The following is a 22,161-nucleotide window of genomic DNA, read 5'->3' on the forward strand; positions in this document are numbered from 1 at the left end:
GGGTGTCATCAATGGAGTTATTTTGATTTGCGTGCGTTTTCTTTACGTTGCGCGCGACCGACACCACGTTGTTCTTTGATGCGTTCACGTTTTGCTGTTTCTTTCAGCTTGTATTGATGTTTCTTCTTATAACCTGGTTTAACACGTTTTTTCGCTTTTGCTGCTTCACCCGAAAGGCGACTATGCGCTGTCTTCGAGACGGCAGTCTTCATGTGCGGCTTCGCACGGCGACGTTCTTTGACTTCGACGATTTGACTACCTTTGACATCGACGTTCGTGAATTGAATGCCACGGTCCTCTAAGCGATTGATCATACCGTTCTCGTGATCTTCAAACAATGTGTACGCCAATCCATCTTGATCGACACGACCTGTCCGACCTACACGGTGGACGTAGAAGTCTAAATCTTTTGGAATACCATGGTTGATGACGTGCGAGACACCTGAAATATCAATTCCGCGTGCAGCAAGATCCGTCACGATGACGTATTGATACTTCGCATCGTTGATTTCTTTGATGGCTTGCTTACGACGACGAGCCGGAAGGTCTCCGTGAAGAGAACCAACGTTCAATCCTGCTTCTAAGAACAAAGCTTCGACTTCGATTGCTTCTGCTTTTGTATTCGTAAAGATCAAACAGATATACGGATTCAACGCTTTCGCGACTTTCAACGTCAATTGCGAGCGCTCACGGTGCTTGACCGGAATCGTATGGTGAACGATTTTCTTCGCTGTCTGTTGTTTTGGATCCACATGCGCATAACGCGGGTTATTCATATATTTTTTCAAGAACGGTTGCAATTTCTCAGGAATCGTTGCTGAGAAGACCATCATCTGAAGCTGTTCTGGAAGAGCTTGCGCAATCCGGTCAACTTCTGGCAAGAAGCCCATGTCGAGCATTTGATCCGCTTCATCGATGATATAATGCTTCACGAAATGCGGCTTCAATGCTTGTTCCTTGAATAAATCTAGAATACGTCCCGGTGTTCCGATGACGATTTGTGGTGAGACTTTCACACGACCGATTTGACGTTCGCGATCCATTCCACCTGTAATGAGACTCGTCTTGATGAAGTCTGGTTCCTTCACGAGTAACGATTTCAGTTCTTCATGAATTTGCCAAGCAAGTTCGCGCGTTGGAGCAACGATGATCGCTTGTAATTCTTGAAGCTTTGGATCGACGTTTTGAACGATCGGAAGAAGGAACGATAATGTTTTTCCTGTGCCGGTTTGTGATTGACCGATGATATCGCGTCCCTTTACTGCAGCTGGGATGATCCGCGACTGAATGTCGGTCGGTTTTGTGATGCGGGCGTCATCGAGTGCTTCGATGACGAACGGGTGTAATTGATAATGGCTGAATCCATTCATGAATTGACACCGTCCTTTCCTTATTTGCTGAGGCTTCTGCCTCTCGATTAGTTCAACATGGTTATGGGTCTACTACCGTCATACAGATAGGAGTACGTATAAAAACGAGTTGGAATCTTTTTGTTTTTCGTATGAAGCTTCAATGCACTGAAGGCGACTTTCATCATCTCATCAGCACTCTGGACGACCGTCGCATCCATCGATTTCATGTCAACAGCTTCTAATATAGCACGATTCCCGTCTATGCCGACAATTATTTTTCCTTTGATGCCTGCTTTTTTCAATGCTTCGAGGACACCTAGCGCGATATCGTCATTGTGACAATAGACGGCATCAAACGGAATTCCCGACTCAATCACCTGCGTCATGACCTGTTCTGAAGTGACGGGGTCGTAATCTCCATTCACGGATTCGACGATTTGAAGTTCCGGCTCACGCTCAAGACCAGTCAAAAATCCCCGGTGTCGTTCATTCGTCGTGTTGACGTTTGCCGTACCTGCGACTTCAATGATATTAGCGGTGGCTCGTCCCGTCTGCTTGATGCGTTCATGTTTGATGAACGAGGCAAGTTGTTCCCCGATCAATTGGTTATTCGAGGTGATCGAACTGACGACTGCTTCGGAGCGAATCAATCGATCGATCGCGAAGACCGGAATCCCAGCACGGGCTGCCTCTTCTAACGTACTAGCGATATAGACATCATCCAGCGTCGTCACGAAGATTGCATCCACCTTCATTCGAATGAACTCTTGAATCTGCTCACGTTCATTGATGCGTGAGTTATGAGACGTCGCGACGACTGCTTCATATTTATTCAGTTTGGCTTGTGTCTTGAACGCATCGACAAGTCGTTGCGCAAATTCATGTTTATCATTGACGATCGTGAAGCCGACGAGATGACGACGTGGACTCGGATCCGGATTGACGAATAAATTGGAAATGAACAAAACGGATGAAATCCAAACAATTAGGACGAATAACCAGGCCTTATTGAATTTCATTCCGTTTGCTCCTTTCGAGGTAAGTGGACTTGAATCGTCGTACCGACCCCTGGCTTACTATCAAAGATCATCTTTCCTTTATGATCACGAACGATTTGTTTCGACATGAAGAGTCCAAGTCCATTGCCATCGACTTTTGATGTCTTAAACGCTTGACCGACATGATCAATTTGATTTCCATCCATCCCTACCCCATTATCCTGAACAATGAATACGACTTCTTCTGGATAAACGTGGACATGCAGATGACAGATTCCATCCGGTCCTTTAAACGCGACAGCTTGAAGAGCATTACGGACACAGTTTGCTAAAATCTGCAAAATCCCCTCTTCCGATGCATAAATCTTTGGCATGAAGGACGGTGTATAAATTTTGCAGTCCGCTTCGTAATGATGAGCTTCCGCTTCTAAGATATATGTCAGCTTCTTCATTAAATCATTCATATCGATCGTCGTTTTTTGAAGCGCATTGTTTTCGCCTTTCGATAAATCAAGCATCGTTTGAATCATGCCATTCGCTCGATCCAGTTCCGATAAGGCGAGAATCAGCATTTCTGGATCACGATCCTTTTCTGCTGCTAACAACTGTAACGTCATCTTGACTGGCGTTAGTGGATTGCGGATTTCGTGGGCAATTCCTGCTGCTAATTGACCCAATGAGGCTAGTTTTTCTTGATGTAACATCGTTTGTTGTTGACTCAACTGCTCAAGGCGCGCATTTTCCATCCGTTGAGCGTACTCGTTATAGGCTGCAACGAGTGTCTTGACTTCGTTTGATCCGGCACGCTCGAGAACAATCGGTTTGGGTGAGGTGCTTTTTTCGATTTTATGGACAAGTTCAAGCATCGGTGCCGTCAATTGTTTTGACATCAAATAGCCGACGATCAGACTGAGGACGAGCGTCAAGGCAGCGATGATCAAATACTGTTGTCGTGTCGTGTAGACCGGTTCATAAAAGACGCTTCGTGGCGTTCGAACGAGAATCTTCCAATCCGTCACCTTCAAATCTTTCGCAAAGTAATACATATCTTGGTTCGTACTAAAAATTTCGGAAGGTTCTACCGACTGAAAAGCACGATCAATGACACTTTTTGATAATAAGCGCTCTTCATCCGGTACCAGATTACTGGATGTGGCTAATAATTCTTTTTTGCTATTGAACAGGTAGGCGATCGTCTGATCGTCAAATGATTCAAGCGAATTCCGAAAGACGATCGAGTTCATGACACTTAATCCACCACCAAAGACACCGACGCGTTTATTACCGTCTCGAACCGGAACGAACATATAGGTGACAGCATCTGACTCCATCGTATACAGCTTACTCATATGAAAGTCCGTACTCGTCAACGTTTGCAAGAATTCATCATCTTTCAGGATCGTACTGTTTTCTATACGTCGATCCTCACTTGAGAACCAAGTGACTTGCTTCGTCTGTCGATCAAAGTAGAAGAAACTCTTAAATCCTGTATCAATGTCTAATAGATTCGATTCTTCAATTTTTTGTTTCAGCTTTTCGGGGTTTTTGACATTCAACTGCAAGCTCATGATCTCTTCATGCAGATTCCCAATATTGTCGCGAATCGCATTTCCTGAGACCTCGACACTCTTCTCGCTTTGTTTCTCTGTTTGTTGCTCGACCCGGGAAATCGTGACCCGGTCCGCAGTGAAGGCAAGCGCTGAAATGACAAGACAAATCAGGATGAATAAGACAGCGGTGATTTGAAAAAAATACGACCGCATCATTTTCTTAGACTCCATCCCTTCGCCTCCCTTTTGAATAATTGACAACTTCATTAGTATAGCATGTTCTGTAGATGAAACAGACTCCTCTATTTTCATTCAGCTTCAATCAATGGTACACTCTAACTAATCATTCTTTTTCACAAAGGGAGAATCCATAACTATGCTAGTAAAAAAAATCAGCCCCCGCGGCTATTGTTACGGTGTCGTCGATGCAATGAAACTTGCACAACAAGCGGCATTGAATAAAGACTTGCCACGTCCGATCCATATTTTAGGAATGATCGTCCACAATGCTCACGTGACACGTGAGTTCGAAAATATGGGGGTCATCACTGTCGATGGTCCCGATCGCCTTGAAGCGTTAGAGACGATTCAAGAGGGCACTGTCATCTTTACTGCACACGGCATTTCACCTGCAGTTTATGCGCGTGCTGCTGAGAAGAACTTACACGTCGTCGATGCAACATGTCCTGACGTGACGCGTACGCACGATTTGATTCGACAAGTCGTCGCGGATGATTATGAAGTCATCTACGTCGGCAAACACGGACACCCGGAACCTGAAGGTGCAGTCGGTGTAGCACCAGAGCATGTGCACCTCATCGAAAAAGTCGAAGATATCGATGAACTCCCGTCTCAGCTTGCCCACAAAAAAATCATCGTCACGAATCAGACGACGATGAGCCAATGGGATGTCCAAGCTTTGATGGAACACGTTCGTAAAAAGTATCCGCATGTAGAAGTACACAATGAAATCTGTAACGCAACACAAGTCCGGCAAGAAGCGGTGGCTGATCAAGCAGGAGACTGCGATCTCGTCATCGTCGTCGGGGACCCGCGTTCGAACAACTCGAACCGTTTGGCACAAGTATCCTTCGATATCGCTGGCACTCCAGCGCATCGGATTGGTGATCTAACGGAACTTGACTTAACTTGGCTCGAAGGTGTCACGCAAGTTGGTGTCACATCAGGTGCATCAACGCCAACACCGATCACGAAAAAGGTCATCGATTTCCTACAACAATATGATCCTGCTGATATCAGTACGCATGACAAGACACCGTTCCTTGAATTACGACGCATCTTGCCTAAAGTCAAAGTACTTTAATCATTACAATCGATACAGCAAAACCGAGTCGCGATCGTCATTCGCGACTCGGTTTTTTTATTACTAAATACGACGGTAGCATCGACGTATTCCATTCGATTCATCATAAAAACTGAAACGGATTCGTATTCGCTGTTGAAATCAGCAGTTCGACGTCGATTTTTTTCTGTTCGAATCGACGCTTCAATTCGTTGACGACGCCTTCCTTCATGACCGACTCTACATGATGTCCTGGATCGACGACTGCTAGTCCAAGTGCCATCGCATCATGCGCAACATGAAAATAGAGATCGCCTGTCACAAGGACATCCGCTCCCGCAAATGCTGCAGTCGAGACGTACTTATTGCCGTCACCACCAAGGACCGCAACTTTTTGGATGTGGCGTGATTCGTCTCCTACGAATCGTAAGTTTTGTACACCAAACGCATTGCGAACATGCTCTGCAAATTCACGCAACGTCATTGCTTCCGGTAACCGACCAATCCGACCAAGACCAAGTGATGTTGCTGGGCGTTCTTGACGAATGAGATCATAGGCGACTTCCTCATATGGATGAGCCTGTTTCATCGCTCGAATGACTTGTTTCTGATTCAGTTCCGTGACGATCGTCTCGATTCGGACTTCTGAAACGCGTTCGAGTCGCCCTGCTTCACCAATATACGGGGTAGCTTCGGTCAACGGTCGGAATTGACCCGTTCCATCGACGTGGAATTGACAATCACTGTAGTCCCCTTCTTTTCCTGCTCCCGCTTGTGCAAGGGCTGTTGAAACGCGCTCTACAGCCTCAGTCGGTACGAAGACACTTAGTTTATATTGCGTGTTTTCAAACGTCGGTGCTAGTACTTCACAAGACTCAAGACCAAGCGCATCTGCCATCCAGTCATTGACCCCGCCTGGTGTCACGTCAAGGTTCGTATGCGCAGCATACACCGCAATATCGTGTTTGATACATTTTGTGACGATCCGTCCTGTTGCAGAACGATCCGTCACATTTGCTAACTTACTAAAAATCGGTGGATGATGCGCGATGATGAGATCGACCTTCTTTTCAATCGCTTCATCCACGACAGACTCCAAGACATCAAGTGTTACGAGAACACGTTTGACGTCCTTGTTCAATGTTCCGATTTGTAGACCAATCGGATCACCTTCGAGTGCGAATTTTTTCGGAGCAAATGCTTCAAACTGCTCAATGACATGGTTCCCATTCGCCATTAGTTTGTCACCTCTTCCATCTTTTGAATCAACCGTTCGATGGCTTCGATTTTTTCAGATAAAACCTCCGTTGCTTGTCCTTGTTTCATCTGAGCTAGGATATACTCCCGCTTTTGTTTTTCGATCTGCCATTTTTCGATGAATTCTGGTGCACGTTCCCGCATTAACTGTGGTCCAAAGAACAATTCCCACTGACGTGTTGTTTCGTCCTCTGAGTACAGTGTTTCATCTCCACGTTCTGCAACAAGAATTTCATAGATCTTCCCGTTCTCCTCGACGATGGCTTCAGACAATAACGCATATGAATTCGTCAACAACCACTTCCGGACATCGACTGCATCGACATTCGGTTGAAGAATCAAGCGTTCCGCTCCCGACAACCGATCTTTCCCTTCTTCAAGGATTGAGGCAATCAGAGTTCCTCCCATTCCCGCAATCGTGATCGCCGTTGCTTCGCCCGGCTTTAAAACCGATAGACCACTTCCAAGGCGAACATCGATTTGGGACTCGAGCCCAACCAGTGCAACTTGTCCTTTTGCTGCTTCCATCGGTCCTTCGTTTACCTCTCCCGCAATCGCGCGTTCGATTTTATATTGTTGGATACAAAAACATGGTACGAATGCATGATCTGATCCAATATCTGCGAGGATTGCTCCTTGTGGAATATACGACACGACTTTTTGGAGTCGTTGATCCAATACGACGTTCATTTGCATCATCTTCATCCTTCCTATTTTCCGAAAAACTCTCTTTTAAAAATAGCGGATTTACGCTAAAAAAGATACCATACACCACAAAAAAACATCCATCTCGTGACGAGATAGATGCCTTTGTTCTTATTTCTTAGCAGCTAACCATTTGGCTAGAACAGCTGCTTCTTCGTCATTCGCAAGACCGCCAGGCATTTGCCCTTTACCGTTCATTGCGATGTCTTTAATTTCATCTTCTTTCAGCTTCGCGCCGATCTTTGTTAAGTTCGGACCTGTTCCGCCTTCTAAGTTTCCACCGTGACATCCTGTACATCCTTTAGATGCAAACAAGTCTTCTGGCTTCATTTCTGCAGTTGACGGCCCTTTGCGAGCTTCCTTCACCTGATCGACCCCAAAGTAAGACAATGAAATCATAGCGATGATGGCGATGACTGCGATCGCCGCGAACGGTACTAATGGATTACGCATTTGGATTCCCCCCATATTCTATACCCAACCAAGTTGGTGACTGAATGGTATTCCCCGTTACTATTCTACTGTAAAAAAAACAGGGAAGGAAGAAAAAAACGAAACTTTTTTCTTCCTTCCCACTAAAATTTCATATATTCTTCACACTTTGAATTAATCGAGGAAATCTTTCAAGCGTTTTGAACGACTCGGATGACGTAACTTCCGAAGTGCTTTTGCTTCGATTTGACGAATCCGCTCACGTGTAACGCCAAATACTTTTCCGACTTCTTCAAGTGTCCGTGTCCGACCATCGTCAAGACCAAAACGAAGACGGAGGACGTTTTCTTCACGATCCGTCAGTGTATCTAACACATCTTCGAGTTGTTCTTTCAAGAGTTCGTATGCCGCAGCATCTTGTGGTGCTGTCGCATCTTGGTCCTCGATGAAATCTCCGAGATGTGAATCATCCTCTTCCCCGATTGGTGTTTCAAGAGAAACCGGTTCTTGCGCAATTTTCAGGATTTCACGGACTTTTTCCGGCGTGATTTCCATCTCTTTCGAAATTTCTTCCGGTGATGGTTCACGTCCAAGATCTTGCAAGAGTTGACGCTGGACACGAATCAATTTATTGATCGTTTCAACCATGTGAACCGGAATTCGGATTGTCCGCGCTTGGTCAGCAATCGCACGTGTGATTGCTTGGCGAATCCACCATGTTGCATACGTCGAGAATTTGTATCCCTTCGTATAGTCGAATTTCTCGACCGCCTTGATCAGACCCATGTTTCCTTCTTGAATCAAATCAAGGAACAACATGCCACGTCCGACATACCGTTTAGCAATCGAAACGACGAGACGTAAGTTTGCTTCCGCCAATCGTTTTTTTGCTTCTTCATCGTTTTGCTCGATTCGTTTTGCGAGTTCGACTTCGTCTTCCGCATTCAACAAATCGACACGACCGATTTCTTTTAGATACATCCGGACAGGGTCATTGATCTTGACACCAGGAGGAACAGACAAATCGTTTAGATCCGCCTCTTCTTTTTCGTCCCCTGTACCGTCATTGTTGACCTTGATACCTTCTGTTTCAAGCAATTGAAGGAATTCCTCGAATTGCTGAGCATCCATTGATTCGAACGAACTTAGTTTGTCTTCGATCTTTTGGTGTGACAATTCACCATTTTTATGTCCGAGCGCGATGAGTTCCTCTTTCGCGAGACGGAGTAATTCAGCTTCTGATCTTGCTTTTTCTGCCATCGAACCATACACTCCTTCCACATCATGCAGCAGGTCATCGATCTTTTAAACGACGCTTTCGTTTAATGATCGCCTGCATCAGCTCCGCTTGGGTACGGATATCTGTTTGTTGATTCAATCGTGATTTTTCTTCTTCGAGCAATCGACGTTGCTGTTCATTTTGGACGTCACGAATGTAATGACTGAGTAAGTCAGGATCATATTCAGGTATCAGCATGAACTCTAGATCCGCTACGATTCGTTGCAAGGAAGCATCATGGAGCATCGTCAAAAAACGATCTGGACTTCCTTGCGTACCTGCTCCGTAAAATTCATATAGCTTGCCGGCAATCAATTGGTGTGCCGGATCATTGAATTGGACACCTAGTTGCTCTCGCACTTCTAGACATACTTCTTCGGAACGGATCATGTAGGCAAGCAAGAAGCGTTCTGCCTTCTTCCAGTTCACGAACGTTCGGTCAGGAGGTGCTGTCGGTAGAGCAGCTGGGCGATCGGAAACGATTTGTTCTCTCTTCGGTTGTTGCACGGTTGGACGCACTTGTGCGATCAAGGAGTCTTTCGAGAGTTTGAATTCCTCAGAAAGTTTTCCTAAATAAATGTCCCGTAACAACGGATTGGATGTTCGACCAATCTCTTCAAGCATAGTTTCAATATATCGAACGCGTTCTCCTTCTAATCGCAAGTTTTTTCCTTGTCGAAAATAAAAAGATTTGAATTCAAGACTTGAAACCCGTTCTTGTTCGATCCAGTGTAAAAACGTCTCTTCGCCCTGAGTCCCAATGAAGGAATCCGGGTCTTCGCCATCCGGTAAACGGATGACGGAACAGTCGACGGCAACGGCTTCAAGCAACTGTAGGGCTTTTAACGTCGCAGCGCGTCCTGCCTTGTCTCCGTCATAACAAATAATGACTTCATCGACGATACGTGCTAGGTTTTGGGCATGAACCGGTGTTAAGGCTGTTCCTAAAGAAGCTACCGTATAAGGTATACCCGCTTGAGCGACACGCACAACATCAAGATTCCCTTCAACGAGGACGACTTGTTTGATTTTGCGCATCGCCCCTCGTGCTTGAGCGAATCCGAATAACAGTTCACTTTTATTGAACAAAGGTGTTTCCGCTGTATTGACATACTTCGGATCACGACCATCAATCGAACGTCCACTAAATCCGACGATCGTGCCATCACGATCGGAGATAGGGAATACGACTCGACCGTTGAATCGATCTCGATAATCGCCATCGCGTCCGATTGAAATCAATCCCGCTTCGACCATCTCATCTAAATCAAACCCACGTCGTGCCAAGGAATCCACTGTAAAACGATCTTGATCCGGCGCATACCCGAGTCGGAACTCACGCATCGCACCTTCACGGATACCGCGATTCTCTAAATAGATTCGTCCTGCGTCGCCTGCTTCCGTTTGAATCAACACCTCATGATACAACTCGGTGACGATCCGATGTGCTTCGCGCATCCGGAACTTCTTTTCCTGTTCGGGTGTCGATTCTGATTGTTCGAATCGGTCCGGCTCCAGTTCCGGAAGTGTGACATCACTTCGATCCGCTAATTTAGAGACGGCTTCCTTGAAACTCATTCCTTCTGTTTCCATGACGAAAGTGATCGCGTTTCCACCTGCACCACATCCAAAACAGTAGTACATCCCTTTATCAGGAGAAACAGAAAAGGAAGGTGATTTCTCAGAATGAAACGGGCAAAGCCCTGAATATCGATTCCCTTGTTTTTTTAATTCTACACGTTCTGAAATCAATTCGACGATGTCCGTTGCTTGGCGGACCTGATCGACGATTTCATCAGGAATTCGCTTCATTCCGTCCTCTCCCCTTTCCTTGAGAACTTATCCTTACATGACCATACCCGCAATGAAACGGAACGATGACTCGTTCCGTTTCATTAGAAAAAGGGCATTATCTCATTTATCAGCTAAACAAGTATACTATGTTCCTGACTGCTTGACTAGTCATGCGCCTTCCCGGAAATTCCGGTCAAAATCAGGTTCGCCGTTTCCTCGACTGCTTTATTCGTCACGTCGATGACTTGGCAACCGATTCGTTCGTATAAATTCCGTGCGTATTCGAGTTCCCGGTTGATTCGGTCCATCTGCGCGTACGCTGCTTCTGGTTTGAGTCCTAATGAACGCAGGCGTTCCATTCGGATGTCGATCAACTTTTCCGGTGAGATGAGTAGTCCAAAACATTTTTCTTTTGGAATATCGAATAGCTCTGTCGGCGGGATCGATTCAGGTACGAGTGGTACGTTCGCTACTTTATATCGTTTCAAAGCCAGATACTGCGAAAGCGGTGTCTTAGATGTACGCGACACCCCAATCAAGACGATGTCCGCACGTTTAATTCCTTTTGGATCACGTCCATCGTCATACTTAACAGCAAATTCGACCGCTTCGATTTTTCGGAAATATTCCTCATCTAAGCGATAGATTAATCCTGGCTCTTCCTTCGGTTGCATCTGCAAGCGATCTTCCATCGTATCAAGCAATGGACCAAGTAGATCAATCGCTTTTACACCGTGGGCACGCGCTGTGTCTGCAAGCAGACGACGATGGGTCGCATGAACGATCGTAAAAGCGATCGTCGCTTGTTCTTCTTTCGCATGAAGAACCAAGTCATAAATGACTTGATCATCATCGACGAACGGAATGCGGACCGTTTCGATGGCTTGTTCCGGGAATTGGATTGCAGCTGCGCGGACGACGAGTTCACACGTCTCTCCGACAGAGTCACTCACGACATAAATCCGTTGACGCATCAGGAACCCTCCTTAAATTTCTTCATCACGTGCTAAAGCGACCAACACTTTCGTCATGTTCGTCTTCGTCATTCGACCAACGACTTTCAAGACGCCGTTCTCCTCTTCGACGACTGGCATTGAATCAATCTGTTTTTCGATCAGTTTCATACCGGCACCAATCAACGTCTCCGATTTTTCACAGACCGTCAAATTCGGCATCCGTGTCATGATGATGTTGACCGGTAACGAGTCTAATTCTTGATTACCGATTGCCGCACGTAGAAAATCCTTACGTGACAACACACCGACTAACGCATGGTCCTTACTGACGACGAACAGCGAACCAACATCTTCAAGGAATAAGTGAACGATCGCATCGTATACGGTCATCCCTTCATGAATGACCTTTGCCGAAGACATGAATTCGCCGACGGTCAAGGTGTCGAGTTTCTCATGAAGCATGGACGCATTTTTCTTTCCAACGTACATATAGCCGACACGTGGACGCGCTTCTAGCATGCCGGTCATCGTTAAAATCGACAAATCGGGTCGTAATGTCGCCCGTGTCAGGGAGAGCGCTGCAGCAATCTGCTCTCCCGTGATCGGACCATTCTCTTTGACGATTTGGAGTATCTTTTTTTGCCGTTCATTTAACTTCATCGGCTCATCCGTCCTTTTTCTTTACGCTAAAGTAAGTGCATTGAACCGGGCGACTGATTCGATGGCTTGCGCAAATCGTTTCATTTCGCTAAGACGGTTCGTACGGACCGTTTCGTCGTCCGTCATGATCATCGTACCGTCGAAGTATGCTGTAATCGACGGAACGGTTGCCTCAAGTGCCTCAAGCGCTCGCTCATAATCAAGTGACGCGATAGCTTGATCGACCTCTGGTAAGGTTTTCTCAATCGCCTCATGCAGCGCGCGTTCCGCATCATTTTCAAAGAGCGCTGGATTAACAGTTGTGACGTCTTCTGCTTTTTTCGAGATGTTTAAGACACGACTGAGTTGTTCGACTGTTTTCTTGAACGATTCTTTTTTCGTCGCACTTTCAAGCATCGCAGCACGCTGCTCATTCGCTTCGACTGTCAACGTATGATCAAGAGCGGCTTCGACGACATCATGACGGAAGTTCATTTCCGATAGACGGTATTTCAAGCGTTGTGCAAAGAAGTCTTGTAATGCAACTTGAACTTCTTCGGCATCCTTCGCATAAAGACCTGCTGCCACCTGTTCTGAAACGACGAAGGCAATCAATTCAGTCAATGTCAGATTCAACTTTCGATCTGATAAAATCTGAACAATCCCTTGTGCTTGACGACGCAATGCATACGGATCCGCTGATCCACTCGGAATCATACCGACACCAAAGAATCCAGCGACGCTATCCATCTTATCGAGAATCGCATAGAGTGTTCCTGTCGGTGTCTCCGGACTTGCATCACCCGCGAAGCGTGGCATGTAATGTTCACGAATCGCAGCCGCGACTTCCGGATCCTCATTCTTCATGTTCGCATAACGCTCACCCATCAGACCTTGTAATTCTGTGAATTCATAGACCATTTGACTGACGAGGTCGAATTTATAGATCTCTCCTGCACGTTCGACACGTGTTTTGTCTGCACCGACACGATCTGCAAGTGCGAGTGCCATCTGACGGACGCGACGGACTTTTTCGCCTGTCGTTCCTAATTTTTCATGGAAGACGATTTTATCAAGTCGTTTCGCCTGTTCATCGATATCTGCTTTTTTATCTTCTTCATAGAAGAACTGCGCATCTGCTAAACGGGCACGGATGACTTTTTCGTTTCCGCGTGCGACGTTTTCAAGATGTGTTGCGTTTCCGTTTCGTACCGTCACGAAATAATGGAGCAACGCCCCGTCACGTTTGACCGGGAAGTAACGTTGGTGTTCCTTCATCGTCGTGATCAAGACTTCTTCTGGTAACTCAAGATACGCTTCATCAAATGCACCGAACAAGGCTGTCGGATACTCGACGAGGTTCGTGACTTCTTCAAGTAAAGACGCATCGATCGGCACTTCGAATTGTTCGCGTGCCGCAAGCGCTGCAATTTGTTCTTCGATCAATTGACGACGTGCTTCGTAACTGACGATGACATTTTCTCCTGCGAGCGCTTCAACATAAGCGTTCGGACGTAGGATCGTGATGTCCTGCCCGAGGAAACGATGTCCACGCGATGTCCGACCTGTTTCGACGGATGCGACTTCAAACGGGATGACTTGATCGTCAAGCAGGGCAATCAACCAACGAATTGGACGCATATAACGTAACGATTGTGTGCTCCAACGCATGTTTTTCGGGAATGTCATCGCTTCGACGACTTGTTTTAGTCCAGGAAGTAAATCAGCTGTCGCTTGTCCGACTTCCTTACGTGTCGCATAAAGGTATTCGACTCCTTTTTCTTCTCCAAGGAAGAGATCGTCCGTCGTTAACCCTTTACCACGCGCGAATCCTTCGGCTGCTTTCGTCCAGTTACCGTCTTCATCCATCGCGATTCGTTTTGCTGGTCCTTTTAATGTCTCTTCGAGGTCGCTTTGACGTGCTGCGAGACCTTTGACGTAAACTGCAAGACGGCGTGGTGTCGAGAAGGATTGGACGCTCGCGAACTCAATCCGTGCTTCTTCAAGAAAACGCGTCACGCGCTCCTTGAGTTGTGTTTCGGATTGAAGAACGAATCGAGCCGGCATCTCTTCTAAACCAATTTCAAGTAATAATTCATGCATGTGACTCACCTGCTTTCGACTTGATCAATGGGAAGCCAAGACGTTCCCGTTCTTCGATGAAACTTTGCGCACAACGACGCGACATGTTCCGGACACGATGGATGAATCCTGTGCGTTCCGTGACGGAAATCGCCCCTTTCGCGTCGAGAAGGTTAAAGGTATGTGAACATTTCAAGATGTAATCATACGCTGGGAAAACGAGGTTCTCGTCCAAGGCACGATTCGCTTCTTTTTCATATTGATCGAACAACGTGAAAAGTAATGCGACATCTGACGTTTCAAACGTATACTTCGAATGTTCGAACTCCGGTTGATAGAAGATATCACCGTATTTGAAGCCATCTGTCCAAACGAGATCAAAGACACTCTCGACGTCTTGGATGTACGACGCGAGACGCTCGATTCCGTACGTGATCTCTACTGCGATCGGATTACACTCGATTCCACCGACTTGTTGGAAGTACGTGAATTGTGTGATTTCCATCCCGTTCAGCCATACTTCCCAGCCGAGACCTGCAGCACCGAACGTCGGGTTCTCCCAGTTATCCTCTACGAAACGAATATCATGTTCGAGTGGGTTGATACCAAGCAACTCGAGACTTTGTAAGTACAATTCCTGAATGTTGTCAGGTGATGGTTTCATGATGACTTGGAATTGATGGTGTTGATACAGACGGTTCGGGTTTTCCCCGTAACGACCGTCAGCCGGACGGCGTGATGGTTCTGTATAACAAACGTTCCATGGTTCTGGTCCGAGACTCCGTAAGAACGTCATCGGATTCATCGTACCGGCTCCTTTTTCTACGTCGTATGCTTGCATCGTCAAGCAGCCTTGTTCTGCCCAAAATTTTTGTAATGTCAAGATCATGTCTTGTACTGTCATCTTCACGACTTTCACCTCCGAAATGATTAAGGAACGCAAAAAACGCCCCTATGTACAACAATCGTTGCACATAGGGACGAGACGAGCCCGCGGTTCCACCCTACTTGCATGCATCGCATGCCACTCTTTTTGACAAAGAACACTCCGAAACGCCATTCGCGCCCCTCTCACTCCCAGCTCACACCACCCTGGAATCGCTTGATTGAGAAAAAGACGGTACTCCTTTTCGTCATCGTGTTCATTTAGTTGCTTCTACCGCATTTATTCTACCGAACCCGCTTGTTGCTGTCAATCGTTGCCGAAATCAATCAACTGGTCGAGGACACGTTTTGAACGTAGACGTAACCCGCTGTAGCGTTCCATATAAGCATCCATGATTTGACGCAATAGACGCTTCGTTTCCGGCTTCACCGTCACGGTACCAATCCGCGAGAAATCATAGACAGAAAACACATAGAGCATCTTCGCGACTGCCTCTGACATAAAGACAGCATGTTCATCCTCATGGCGATGCCGGCGACAGAGTAGACCACCGTGGTGTAACGAAAAAGCAAACGGTGCTTCAGCACTCCCGCAAATCGTACAGCCATTCAAGTGCGGCGCAATCCCTAGATGACGCAACAGGCGCAACTCGATGATGAAAGAGACGACGTCGGGATCAAGTCCTTCATCCATCGCCTCCAGTCCTTCGACGAACAAATCATAGAGTGCCGGTTGCGGCACTCGTTCATCAAGCGCTTTATCTGCCAGCTCCAGTAGATACATCGCATACGCCATCAAGACGACATCTTGCCGGATATGCGCGTGGCTCGTGATGACGTCTGCTGATTTCAACTGACCGAGACCACGTGACCGTGGATAGATATAGACGGCTCGAACGAAAGGCTGGCTTGCCGCGTTGAAACGACTACCCGGCTTCTTCGCTCCTCGCGCCATGACGGCGAGCTTGCCGTATTCACGTGTCAGTAGCGTGACGATCTTATTCGATTCACCGTATACGACCGTTCGTAGTACAAGCCCTTCCGCCTTATCGATCATCGCTTAATACTCGTCATCGCGGAAGCCAAGTTCACGCAATTGACCGGCCTTGTTACGCCAATCCTTTTGGACTTTGACCCACAAGTTCAGGTAAACTTTCGTTCCGAGTAACATCTCGATGTCCGTTCGTGCTTCAGAGCCGATTTCTTTTAGAAGTGCTCCGCGTTTACCGATGATGATTCCTTTTTGGGAATCGCGCTCGATCAAGATCGTCGCATGGACATCGACCATGTTTCCATTCTCACGCGTCTTGATTTGATCAATCGCGACTGCGATCGAGTGTGGTACTTCGTCGCGTGTCTTCTGCAAGACTTTCTCACGAATCATCTCTGAGATGATAAAACGCTCCGGGTGGTCAGTGACTTGATCCGCCGGGTAATACATCGGTCCTTCTGGTAAGATCTTCGCGATTTCTTCAAGTAACGGTCCGACGTTGTTACCTTGAAGCGCAGAGATCGGAACGACTGCCGCAAACTCGAGCTCATTTTTATATGACTCGATGATTGGCGGAATATCATTCGGATGAATCAAATCGACCTTATTCATGACGAGAATGATGGGTGTATCGAGTTCCTTCAATTTTTCAATGATGAAATCGTCACCTTTTCCTTTTGGTTCTGTCACGTTGACCATGAACAAAATCGCATCAACTTCACGCAATGCGTTCGTTGCGACCTTCATCATGAAGTCACCGAGTTTATGTTTTGGTTTATGAATCCCTGGTGTATCGATGAAAATCGTCTGAACGTCTTCTGTCGTATAGACACCTTGGATCTTATTTCGCGTCGTTTGTGGCTTATCAGACATGATGGCAATCTTTTGTCCGATGACACGGTTGAGGAATGTCGATTTTCCGACGTTCGGGCGTCCGATGATCGAGACAAAGCCCGATTTGAATCCTTCTTTAAACATGTAAATCCCCTTTCGTGAATGCTCCTGGTAAGAGGGCGCCCACTGTTGTTTCTGTGACGTCCCCTTTAAGGTTCGTCAAATAGATTGGCATATCCGCGTCACACATCTCTGATAACACTTGGCGGCATTGTCCACATGGTGCGACCGGTCCTTCCGTATCCGCAACGACAGCCATCGCTGCATACTCGCGCGCATCCTGTGCCCACGCAGAGAAGATTGCTGTCCGTTCTGCACAGTTACAAAGACCATATGCAGCGTTTTCAATATTGCAACCATGGAAGACTTGTCCGTCTTTTGTTAGTAGAGCAGCACCGACTTGGAATTTCGAATATGGAACATACGCTTTTTCGCGTGCACGTTTAGCTTGTTCGAGTAATTGTTCTGTTTTCATGTGAATATCCCCTTCTTAGGAACGGTATTGGCCAAAAAGGCCGGATTCTTATTGTACCAAATATGGGATGAAGATGCATAGTGCAATTGCAATAGATGTAAGCGCCAACACTAAAACAGCTCCACTTGCAATATCCTTGACTGCTTTTGCCAGCGGATGCCATTCCTGTGTCACGAGATCAACGACGCGTTCAAACGCTGTATTGAACATCTCGGCACTGATGACGATCCCGACCGTCAAGAAGAGGATCGCTCGTTCGACAGACGTCAATGGTAATAAAAAGGCGACAAGTAACACGATGGCACCAACTGCCACGTGAACCTTCATATGCCGTTCTTCTCGAATCGATTGGCGCAATCCGTTCATGGCATGCCGAAACGGTTGCCACCAGCTTTTCACAATGTGCCCCGATATAACTCGAAGTGATGCAGGATTTCCTCCTGTCGCTTCGTCATGACTTCCTCATCTGCTTTTTCAATGTGATCATATCCGAGTAAATGGAGGAAACCATGGACAGCGAGGAAACCGAGCTCTCGCTCGAAATGATTGCCATACTCTGCCGCTTGTTCGCGACACCGTTCCACGGAAATGATCAAATCACCGAGGACGATTGGTTCGTCTTCGAGCAATCCAAAATCGATTTCATCTTCACCGAGTTCTTCCATCGCAAAGGAAATGACGTCCGTTGCCTGATCCTTTCCACGCCATTCACGATTGATCTCTTGAATCTCATCGTTTGAAACGAAAGTCACGGACAACTCACTATTTGAATCGACTTCTTCCTGTTCCGCCGTGTAAATCAAAATCGATTCGACAAGCTGTCGTTGTTCTTCCGTTAGACGATTATTTTCGTCTGTCATATAAATATTCATGTCGTTGCCTCTTTCTTTAATTCTGGATACTCGATTCGTTCATGGAACAAACCGGATAAGGTATGACACGCACTTTCACCGACGCGATAAATCTCGCGTGTCGTAATGTCACATTCCGCAAATTGATCATCCATCATCTTTTCACGAATGATTTTCGCGACCAAGTCCCGAATTCCTTCTTCTGAAGGGGCTTTCATCGAACGAACGGCCGCTTCAATCGAGTCAACGATCATGATGACCGCCGCTTCACGGGTTTGTGGTTTCGGACCCGTGTAACGGAACGTCTCCTCATCGACCTCCCCTTGTTCTGCTGCCTTGACATAAAAGTATCGCAGCAGAGAGGTTCCATGATGCTGGCGGCAAATATCGACGATGGCTGCAGGCAGCTTTGCGTCTTCGAGTAATTCAACACCATCCTCGGTATGTGCCAAAATGACACGCGCCGACTCTTCTGGTGTCAATCGATCATGTGGATTACGTCCATGCTGGTTCTCAATGAAATAAAGCGGTCGTCGCGTTTTTCCTAAATCATGATAGTAGGCGCCGACTCGTGCAAGCAAGCCATCTGCTCCGATTGCTTCACAGGCTGTTTCTGCTAAGTTCGCGACCATCATGCTGTGATGGTATGTTCCCGGTGCTTCAACTAATAATTTTTTGAGTAACGGATGCGTCGGGTTCAACAGTTCGAGTAGACGGGTCGGTGCTAAAATACCGAACGTCATTTCAAGAAACGGCAATAGTCCAATTGCTAGGACGGCACTCAATATACCACTCGCAATCGCAAAACCGATTAAAATCAGCGTTTCTCGCAGTTCGAACGTACCACTTCGTAACAGGACGAATGCTAAGAAAATCGCGATGTTTGCTCCGGCAATCGAAATACTGCTCATGAAAATACGACGACGCGACAAACTAGATTGTAGGAAAAATGTTGCGACTAACCCACCAACCAACAAATAGATTGCGATATTGAAGCTGAAGTTTTGATTCGCACTATAGAAGAACGTTCCCGCTAGCGCCGTAAAAAGAGAGCTTGATAAGGCAATCCGTTCGTTCAATAAATTGCGCAGGACGAGCGCAGCAAAAGCGGTCGGCGTGAGTAAGTAAAATGCTGGATTGATGTCGTCTGCTAAGAACGCCATACCATACATGACGAGTAATTGTAGACTGACGACGAGATAGACAAGCCCGAATAAACGAATCCGCCCCATTTGAGCGTATCGCAGTTTCGAACGGTGAATGAAGCCAAATAAAAAGGCAGTCATCAACGCACTGATCAGCATCGCACCGAGTAACGGTTTCAACGACTGTCGATCAGAAATCAATCCGACGAGTTGTAGCTGACGATAGGCATCTTGTGAAATCACTTCGCCTCGTTTGACGATCACTTCACCTTCTGAAATGATAACCGGTTCGACTTTATCACTCGTCTGTTTACGGAGCTGTTCCGTTTTTTCCGGATCATAGACGTAGTTCGTCACGATCAGTTGATCGGTCAACGCTTTAGCGACTGCTTTTAGTGAAAAGGAGAGTGGCGAACGTTCGATATCCGTCCGTGCATTCTCACGTGCTTCCGCTACTTCACCACCATCGGACGAGATGCGTTGACGCATCGCTTCTTCAATCGCTGTAATGACGACGTCACGTGTCGTATTCCGCAGTGCTGTCGTCGACGTCACAAGCAAGCGTAACTCATCATCCTTCAACAGTGTCGCTGCCTCTGTTCCACGCAGACGCTGTTTGATTTTACCGATCTCATTTGTTTTTTTAATACCGGACAAACTCGCAAAAAGTTGTTCGACTTTATCAATTTGCTGTGCTGCATACTCTTGTTTGATCGTATACTGACTCTCGATTGCAGCAACCGAATTTTCCTTGATTTGATTTGTTGCGACCCGGTCCTCCATCGTCAAGGGTGACCGGATATCTTCTTCTGCAATTGAGAATGGTTCTGCGGACAAGGCTTCTGGTCGAACGCTGACATACATCATCGTCGATACGATGAGATAGAATATTACTGTCAAAAGACCGACCCAGACCCCAACCTTGCGCATATCATCTCCCCCTTTTTCCTCTATTTCCGTAACGGCTTAGGTCAAATCCTGACTATAAGCATCAACGATTTTTCGGACAAGTGGGTGACGTACGACATCAGCTGAGCCAAAGTGCTCAAAATGAATCCCTTTGACATTGCCGAGCAAATGTAACGCTTCTTGTAGACCAGACGTTTTTCCACGCGGAAGATCGACTTGTGTTAAATCGCCCGTAACAATCATCTTCGAATGGAATCCGAGACGCGTCAGGAACATCTTCATTTGTTCCCGTGTCGTATTTTGCGCTTCATCGAGAATGACAAAAGCATGTTCAAGCGTCCGTCCTCGCATGTAAGCAAGCGGTGCGATTTCGATGACACCACGTTCAAGCAGACGAGCCGTATGTTCGACACCAAGCACGTCATGTAGCGCATCGTACAGAGGACGTAGATAGGGATCGACTTTTTCTTTAAGATCCCCTGGAAGGAATCCTAGATTTTCTCCTGCTTCTACTGCCGGACGCGTCAGGACGAGTCGTTTGACGTGACCTTCTTTTAACGCTTTTGCTGCCATCACGACAGCAAGATACGTTTTTCCGGTTCCCGCTGGCCCAATACCAAATGTCAAATCACAGCGGTCGATTCCCCGAACGTAACGTGCTTGACCGAGTGTCTTTGCACGAAGTGGTTTTCCTTTATGATTCGTATGAATGACCGTATCGTAAAGTTCTAGCAGTTCATCCACACGATCTTGACGTGCAAGTTGAATGGCGCTCGTCGCGTCACGTTCCGTTAAAACAGCTCCGCGATTCACAAGTTGTTTCAAGACGCCTACGACCTGTCCTGCTAAGATCACAGACTGCTCCTGTTCGGATTGTGCCAACAGCTCATCTCCTCGATGGGTCAGCTGAACGTCAAGTTCTGCTTCCATCGTACGTAAGACTGCATCATTCGGACCGACGAATGCTTGAATCTGTTCTGAATTCGAAAATGCAAATGGGATTCTTTCGTTGAATATCACGTTGTGAATGGCCTCCTAGTCATGGATAACAAGTTGTCATCGCTTCATATCTAATCTCTTCCACTTTAGCACTTCCGCCGAAAAGATGGAAAGAAAAACCCGTTCCCACCTTTTAGGAAATAAAAAGAGTCGATCCTACGCGTTTCGTAGGATCGACTCACTAGACAAATATTAGCGTTTGCGCTTGGAAACAGACGCACCAAGAACTTCACTCCAAACGATGGCACGTCGCATTTCATCTTGTGAAATCGTCGTTGCTGATGCTGAACGACTAGACGATCCAATGGCACCATTTGCTACGCTATCTTTGATTTCGCCAATCGTCGATGAGGACATCCCTTTTTTCGAATGTTGCTTTTGACGTTGGTCCAAACGTTGTTGCAATTCCGTTCGTTCATGAACTGGTCGCGCTTTCGTTTGCGTTACCCCCGGTTGTTTCTTCGCGGGTGCTTTTTTACGAACGACAGGTGGAGGTACCGTCTCTTGTCGCATCGTATCGACCTGTTCGGTCATTTGCTTCACATATTCACCGAACTCCTTTGAAGGAGTTCGGTTCGTCTGCTTCGGTTTTTTATCTGCTGCTTTTGAGATGACGGAGATGACACCGAATGCGATCATCAATCCGACCCATATGATATCCATAC

Annotated in this window: 21 protein-coding genes; 1 reads left to right on the forward strand and 20 read right to left on the reverse strand. The window is 46.7% G+C overall.

The window, feature by feature from the left end; genetic code table 11:
• Window positions 1–17 precede the first annotated feature (17 nt).
• From KNQ18_RS10485 to KNQ18_RS10495, 3 genes are read right to left on the reverse strand one after another with little or no spacing between them, the layout of a single operon-like run.
• A complete protein-coding gene (locus tag KNQ18_RS10485; protein WP_029341046.1) occupies window positions 18–1,370 on the reverse strand; it encodes a DEAD/DEAH box helicase in 1,353 nt (450 codons plus the stop codon).
• A gap of 47 nt (window positions 1,371–1,417) precedes the next feature.
• On the reverse strand, window positions 1,418–2,371 hold the full coding sequence (locus KNQ18_RS10490) for a sugar ABC transporter substrate-binding protein (protein WP_215084704.1): 954 nt from the start codon (window positions 2,369–2,371) through the stop codon (window positions 1,418–1,420).
• Complete coding sequence (locus KNQ18_RS10495) at window positions 2,368–4,131, reverse strand: two-component system sensor histidine kinase NtrB (RefSeq protein ID WP_215084706.1); 1,764 nt, start codon at window positions 4,129–4,131, stop codon at window positions 2,368–2,370. Before KNQ18_RS10495 ends, KNQ18_RS10490 begins: the two co-directional genes overlap by 4 nt.
• A gap of 145 nt (window positions 4,132–4,276) precedes the next feature.
• Between KNQ18_RS10495 and KNQ18_RS10500 the strand changes: the two genes are divergently transcribed.
• Window positions 4,277–5,224 (forward strand): 4-hydroxy-3-methylbut-2-enyl diphosphate reductase, encoded by a 948-nt coding sequence (locus KNQ18_RS10500; protein WP_215084708.1) that lies wholly within the window; start codon window positions 4,277–4,279, stop codon window positions 5,222–5,224.
• A 103-nt stretch (window positions 5,225–5,327) separates the two neighbouring features.
• On the opposite strand, the gene KNQ18_RS10505 is transcribed toward KNQ18_RS10500, so the two are convergent.
• The 17 genes from KNQ18_RS10505 to KNQ18_RS10585 all read right to left on the reverse strand — a co-directional run bounded on the left by KNQ18_RS10505 (window position 5,328) and on the right by KNQ18_RS10585 (window position 22,159).
• Window positions 5,328–6,440 (reverse strand): Nif3-like dinuclear metal center hexameric protein, encoded by a 1,113-nt coding sequence (locus tag KNQ18_RS10505; protein WP_029341042.1) that lies wholly within the window; start codon window positions 6,438–6,440, stop codon window positions 5,328–5,330.
• Entirely contained in the window at window positions 6,440–7,159 is a 720-nt protein-coding gene (locus KNQ18_RS10510; protein WP_353049771.1) for a tRNA (adenine(22)-N(1))-methyltransferase, read from the reverse strand. The genes KNQ18_RS10505 and KNQ18_RS10510 overlap by 1 nt, the downstream gene beginning before the upstream one ends.
• 117 nt (window positions 7,160–7,276) lie before the next feature.
• Window positions 7,277–7,618: a cytochrome c550 gene (gene cccA / locus KNQ18_RS10515; RefSeq protein WP_029341040.1), complete on the reverse strand. Its 342-nt coding sequence runs from the start codon at window positions 7,616–7,618 to the stop codon at window positions 7,277–7,279.
• Between the two features lie 153 nt (window positions 7,619–7,771).
• Entirely contained in the window at window positions 7,772–8,857 is a 1,086-nt protein-coding gene (gene rpoD, locus KNQ18_RS10520; RefSeq protein WP_023467512.1) for an RNA polymerase sigma factor RpoD, read from the reverse strand.
• Between the two features lie 34 nt (window positions 8,858–8,891).
• Window positions 8,892–10,688, reverse strand: coding sequence for a DNA primase (gene dnaG, locus KNQ18_RS10525; protein WP_215084710.1), 1,797 nt, complete (start codon window positions 10,686–10,688; stop codon window positions 8,892–8,894).
• A 146-nt stretch (window positions 10,689–10,834) separates the two neighbouring features.
• Window positions 10,835–11,644 carry a pyruvate, water dikinase regulatory protein gene (locus KNQ18_RS10530; protein WP_029341037.1) on the reverse strand — a complete coding sequence of 270 codons (810 nt, stop codon included), beginning with the start codon at window positions 11,642–11,644 and terminating at the stop codon, window positions 10,835–10,837.
• A 12-nt stretch (window positions 11,645–11,656) separates the two neighbouring features.
• Window positions 11,657–12,286, reverse strand: a complete 630-nt coding sequence (gene ccpN, locus KNQ18_RS10535; protein WP_029341036.1) for a transcriptional regulator CcpN — start codon at window positions 12,284–12,286, stop codon at window positions 11,657–11,659.
• A gap of 21 nt (window positions 12,287–12,307) precedes the next feature.
• Complete coding sequence (gene glyS / locus KNQ18_RS10540; protein WP_215084712.1) at window positions 12,308–14,368, reverse strand: glycine--tRNA ligase subunit beta; 2,061 nt, start codon at window positions 14,366–14,368, stop codon at window positions 12,308–12,310.
• Entirely contained in the window at window positions 14,361–15,251 is an 891-nt protein-coding gene (glyQ, locus tag KNQ18_RS10545) for a glycine--tRNA ligase subunit alpha (RefSeq protein ID WP_029341034.1), read from the reverse strand. Before glyQ ends, glyS begins: the two co-directional genes overlap by 8 nt.
• Before the next feature lie 288 nt (window positions 15,252–15,539).
• Entirely contained in the window at window positions 15,540–16,289 is a 750-nt protein-coding gene (gene recO, locus KNQ18_RS10550) for a DNA repair protein RecO (protein WP_023467502.1), read from the reverse strand.
• 3 nt (window positions 16,290–16,292) lie between these two features.
• The gene (gene era / locus KNQ18_RS10555; RefSeq protein WP_023467500.1) at window positions 16,293–17,201 is read right to left on the reverse strand and encodes a GTPase Era; all 909 of its coding nucleotides are present in this window, start codon (window positions 17,199–17,201) and stop codon (window positions 16,293–16,295) included.
• Window positions 17,194–17,592, reverse strand: a complete 399-nt coding sequence (locus KNQ18_RS10560) for a cytidine deaminase (RefSeq protein ID WP_023467498.1) — start codon at window positions 17,590–17,592, stop codon at window positions 17,194–17,196. The genes era and KNQ18_RS10560 overlap by 8 nt, the downstream gene beginning before the upstream one ends.
• A 48-nt stretch (window positions 17,593–17,640) precedes the next feature.
• Window positions 17,641–17,991 (reverse strand): diacylglycerol kinase, encoded by a 351-nt coding sequence (locus KNQ18_RS10565; protein ID WP_174316054.1) that lies wholly within the window; start codon window positions 17,989–17,991, stop codon window positions 17,641–17,643.
• A complete protein-coding gene (gene ybeY, locus KNQ18_RS10570) occupies window positions 17,988–18,464 on the reverse strand; it encodes an rRNA maturation RNase YbeY (RefSeq protein ID WP_029341033.1) in 477 nt (158 codons plus the stop codon). The genes KNQ18_RS10565 and ybeY overlap by 4 nt, the downstream gene beginning before the upstream one ends.
• Window positions 18,461–20,518 (reverse strand): HD family phosphohydrolase, encoded by a 2,058-nt coding sequence (locus tag KNQ18_RS10575; RefSeq protein WP_215084714.1) that lies wholly within the window; start codon window positions 20,516–20,518, stop codon window positions 18,461–18,463. The genes ybeY and KNQ18_RS10575 overlap by 4 nt, the downstream gene beginning before the upstream one ends.
• A 36-nt stretch (window positions 20,519–20,554) precedes the next feature.
• Window positions 20,555–21,517 carry a PhoH family protein gene (locus tag KNQ18_RS10580; protein ID WP_023467492.1) on the reverse strand — a complete coding sequence of 321 codons (963 nt, stop codon included), beginning with the start codon at window positions 21,515–21,517 and terminating at the stop codon, window positions 20,555–20,557.
• A gap of 171 nt (window positions 21,518–21,688) precedes the next feature.
• Window positions 21,689–22,159, reverse strand: coding sequence for an MSCRAMM family adhesin SdrC (locus KNQ18_RS10585; protein ID WP_215084716.1), 471 nt, complete (start codon window positions 22,157–22,159; stop codon window positions 21,689–21,691).
• Window positions 22,160–22,161: the final 2 nt, after the last annotated feature.

Origin of the sequence: Exiguobacterium sp. s78 (genome assembly GCF_018618985.1) — a bacterium.
Lineage (GTDB): Bacteria > Bacillota > Bacilli > Exiguobacteriales > Exiguobacteriaceae > Exiguobacterium_A > Exiguobacterium_A abrahamii.

What these genes read in the sequence shown, in the direction of transcription:
- KNQ18_RS10485 (WP_029341046.1), bottom strand. Translation starts at nt 1,370, where the DNA reads ATGAATGGATTCAGCCATTATCAATTACACCCGTTCGTCATCGAAGCA.
- KNQ18_RS10490 (WP_215084704.1), bottom strand. Translation starts at nt 2,371, where the DNA reads ATGAAATTCAATAAGGCCTGGTTATTCGTCCTAATTGTTTGGATTTCA.
- KNQ18_RS10495 (WP_215084706.1), bottom strand. Translation starts at nt 4,131, where the DNA reads ATGGAGTCTAAGAAAATGATGCGGTCGTATTTTTTTCAAATCACCGCT.
- KNQ18_RS10500 (WP_215084708.1), top strand. Translation starts at nt 4,277, where the DNA reads ATGCTAGTAAAAAAAATCAGCCCCCGCGGCTATTGTTACGGTGTCGTC.
- KNQ18_RS10505 (WP_029341042.1), bottom strand. Translation starts at nt 6,440, where the DNA reads ATGGCGAATGGGAACCATGTCATTGAGCAGTTTGAAGCATTTGCTCCG.
- KNQ18_RS10510 (WP_353049771.1), bottom strand. Translation starts at nt 7,159, where the DNA reads ATGATGCAAATGAACGTCGTATTGGATCAACGACTCCAAAAAGTCGTG.
- cccA (WP_029341040.1), bottom strand. Translation starts at nt 7,618, where the DNA reads ATGCGTAATCCATTAGTACCGTTCGCGGCGATCGCAGTCATCGCCATC.
- rpoD (WP_023467512.1), bottom strand. Translation starts at nt 8,857, where the DNA reads ATGGCAGAAAAAGCAAGATCAGAAGCTGAATTACTCCGTCTCGCGAAA.
- dnaG (WP_215084710.1), bottom strand. Translation starts at nt 10,688, where the DNA reads ATGAAGCGAATTCCTGATGAAATCGTCGATCAGGTCCGCCAAGCAACG.
- KNQ18_RS10530 (WP_029341037.1), bottom strand. Translation starts at nt 11,644, where the DNA reads ATGCGTCAACGGATTTATGTCGTGAGTGACTCTGTCGGAGAGACGTGT.
- ccpN (WP_029341036.1), bottom strand. Translation starts at nt 12,286, where the DNA reads ATGAAGTTAAATGAACGGCAAAAAAAGATACTCCAAATCGTCAAAGAG.
- glyS (WP_215084712.1), bottom strand. Translation starts at nt 14,368, where the DNA reads ATGCATGAATTATTACTTGAAATTGGTTTAGAAGAGATGCCGGCTCGA.
- glyQ (WP_029341034.1), bottom strand. Translation starts at nt 15,251, where the DNA reads ATGACAGTACAAGACATGATCTTGACATTACAAAAATTTTGGGCAGAA.
- recO (WP_023467502.1), bottom strand. Translation starts at nt 16,289, where the DNA reads ATGATCGATAAGGCGGAAGGGCTTGTACTACGAACGGTCGTATACGGT.
- era (WP_023467500.1), bottom strand. Translation starts at nt 17,201, where the DNA reads ATGTTTAAAGAAGGATTCAAATCGGGCTTTGTCTCGATCATCGGACGC.
- KNQ18_RS10560 (WP_023467498.1), bottom strand. Translation starts at nt 17,592, where the DNA reads ATGAAAACAGAACAATTACTCGAACAAGCTAAACGTGCACGCGAAAAA.
- ybeY (WP_029341033.1), bottom strand. Translation starts at nt 18,464, where the DNA reads ATGAATATTTATATGACAGACGAAAATAATCGTCTAACGGAAGAACAA.
- KNQ18_RS10575 (WP_215084714.1), bottom strand. Translation starts at nt 20,518, where the DNA reads ATGCGCAAGGTTGGGGTCTGGGTCGGTCTTTTGACAGTAATATTCTAT.
- KNQ18_RS10585 (WP_215084716.1), bottom strand. Translation starts at nt 22,159, where the DNA reads ATGGATATCATATGGGTCGGATTGATGATCGCATTCGGTGTCATCTCC.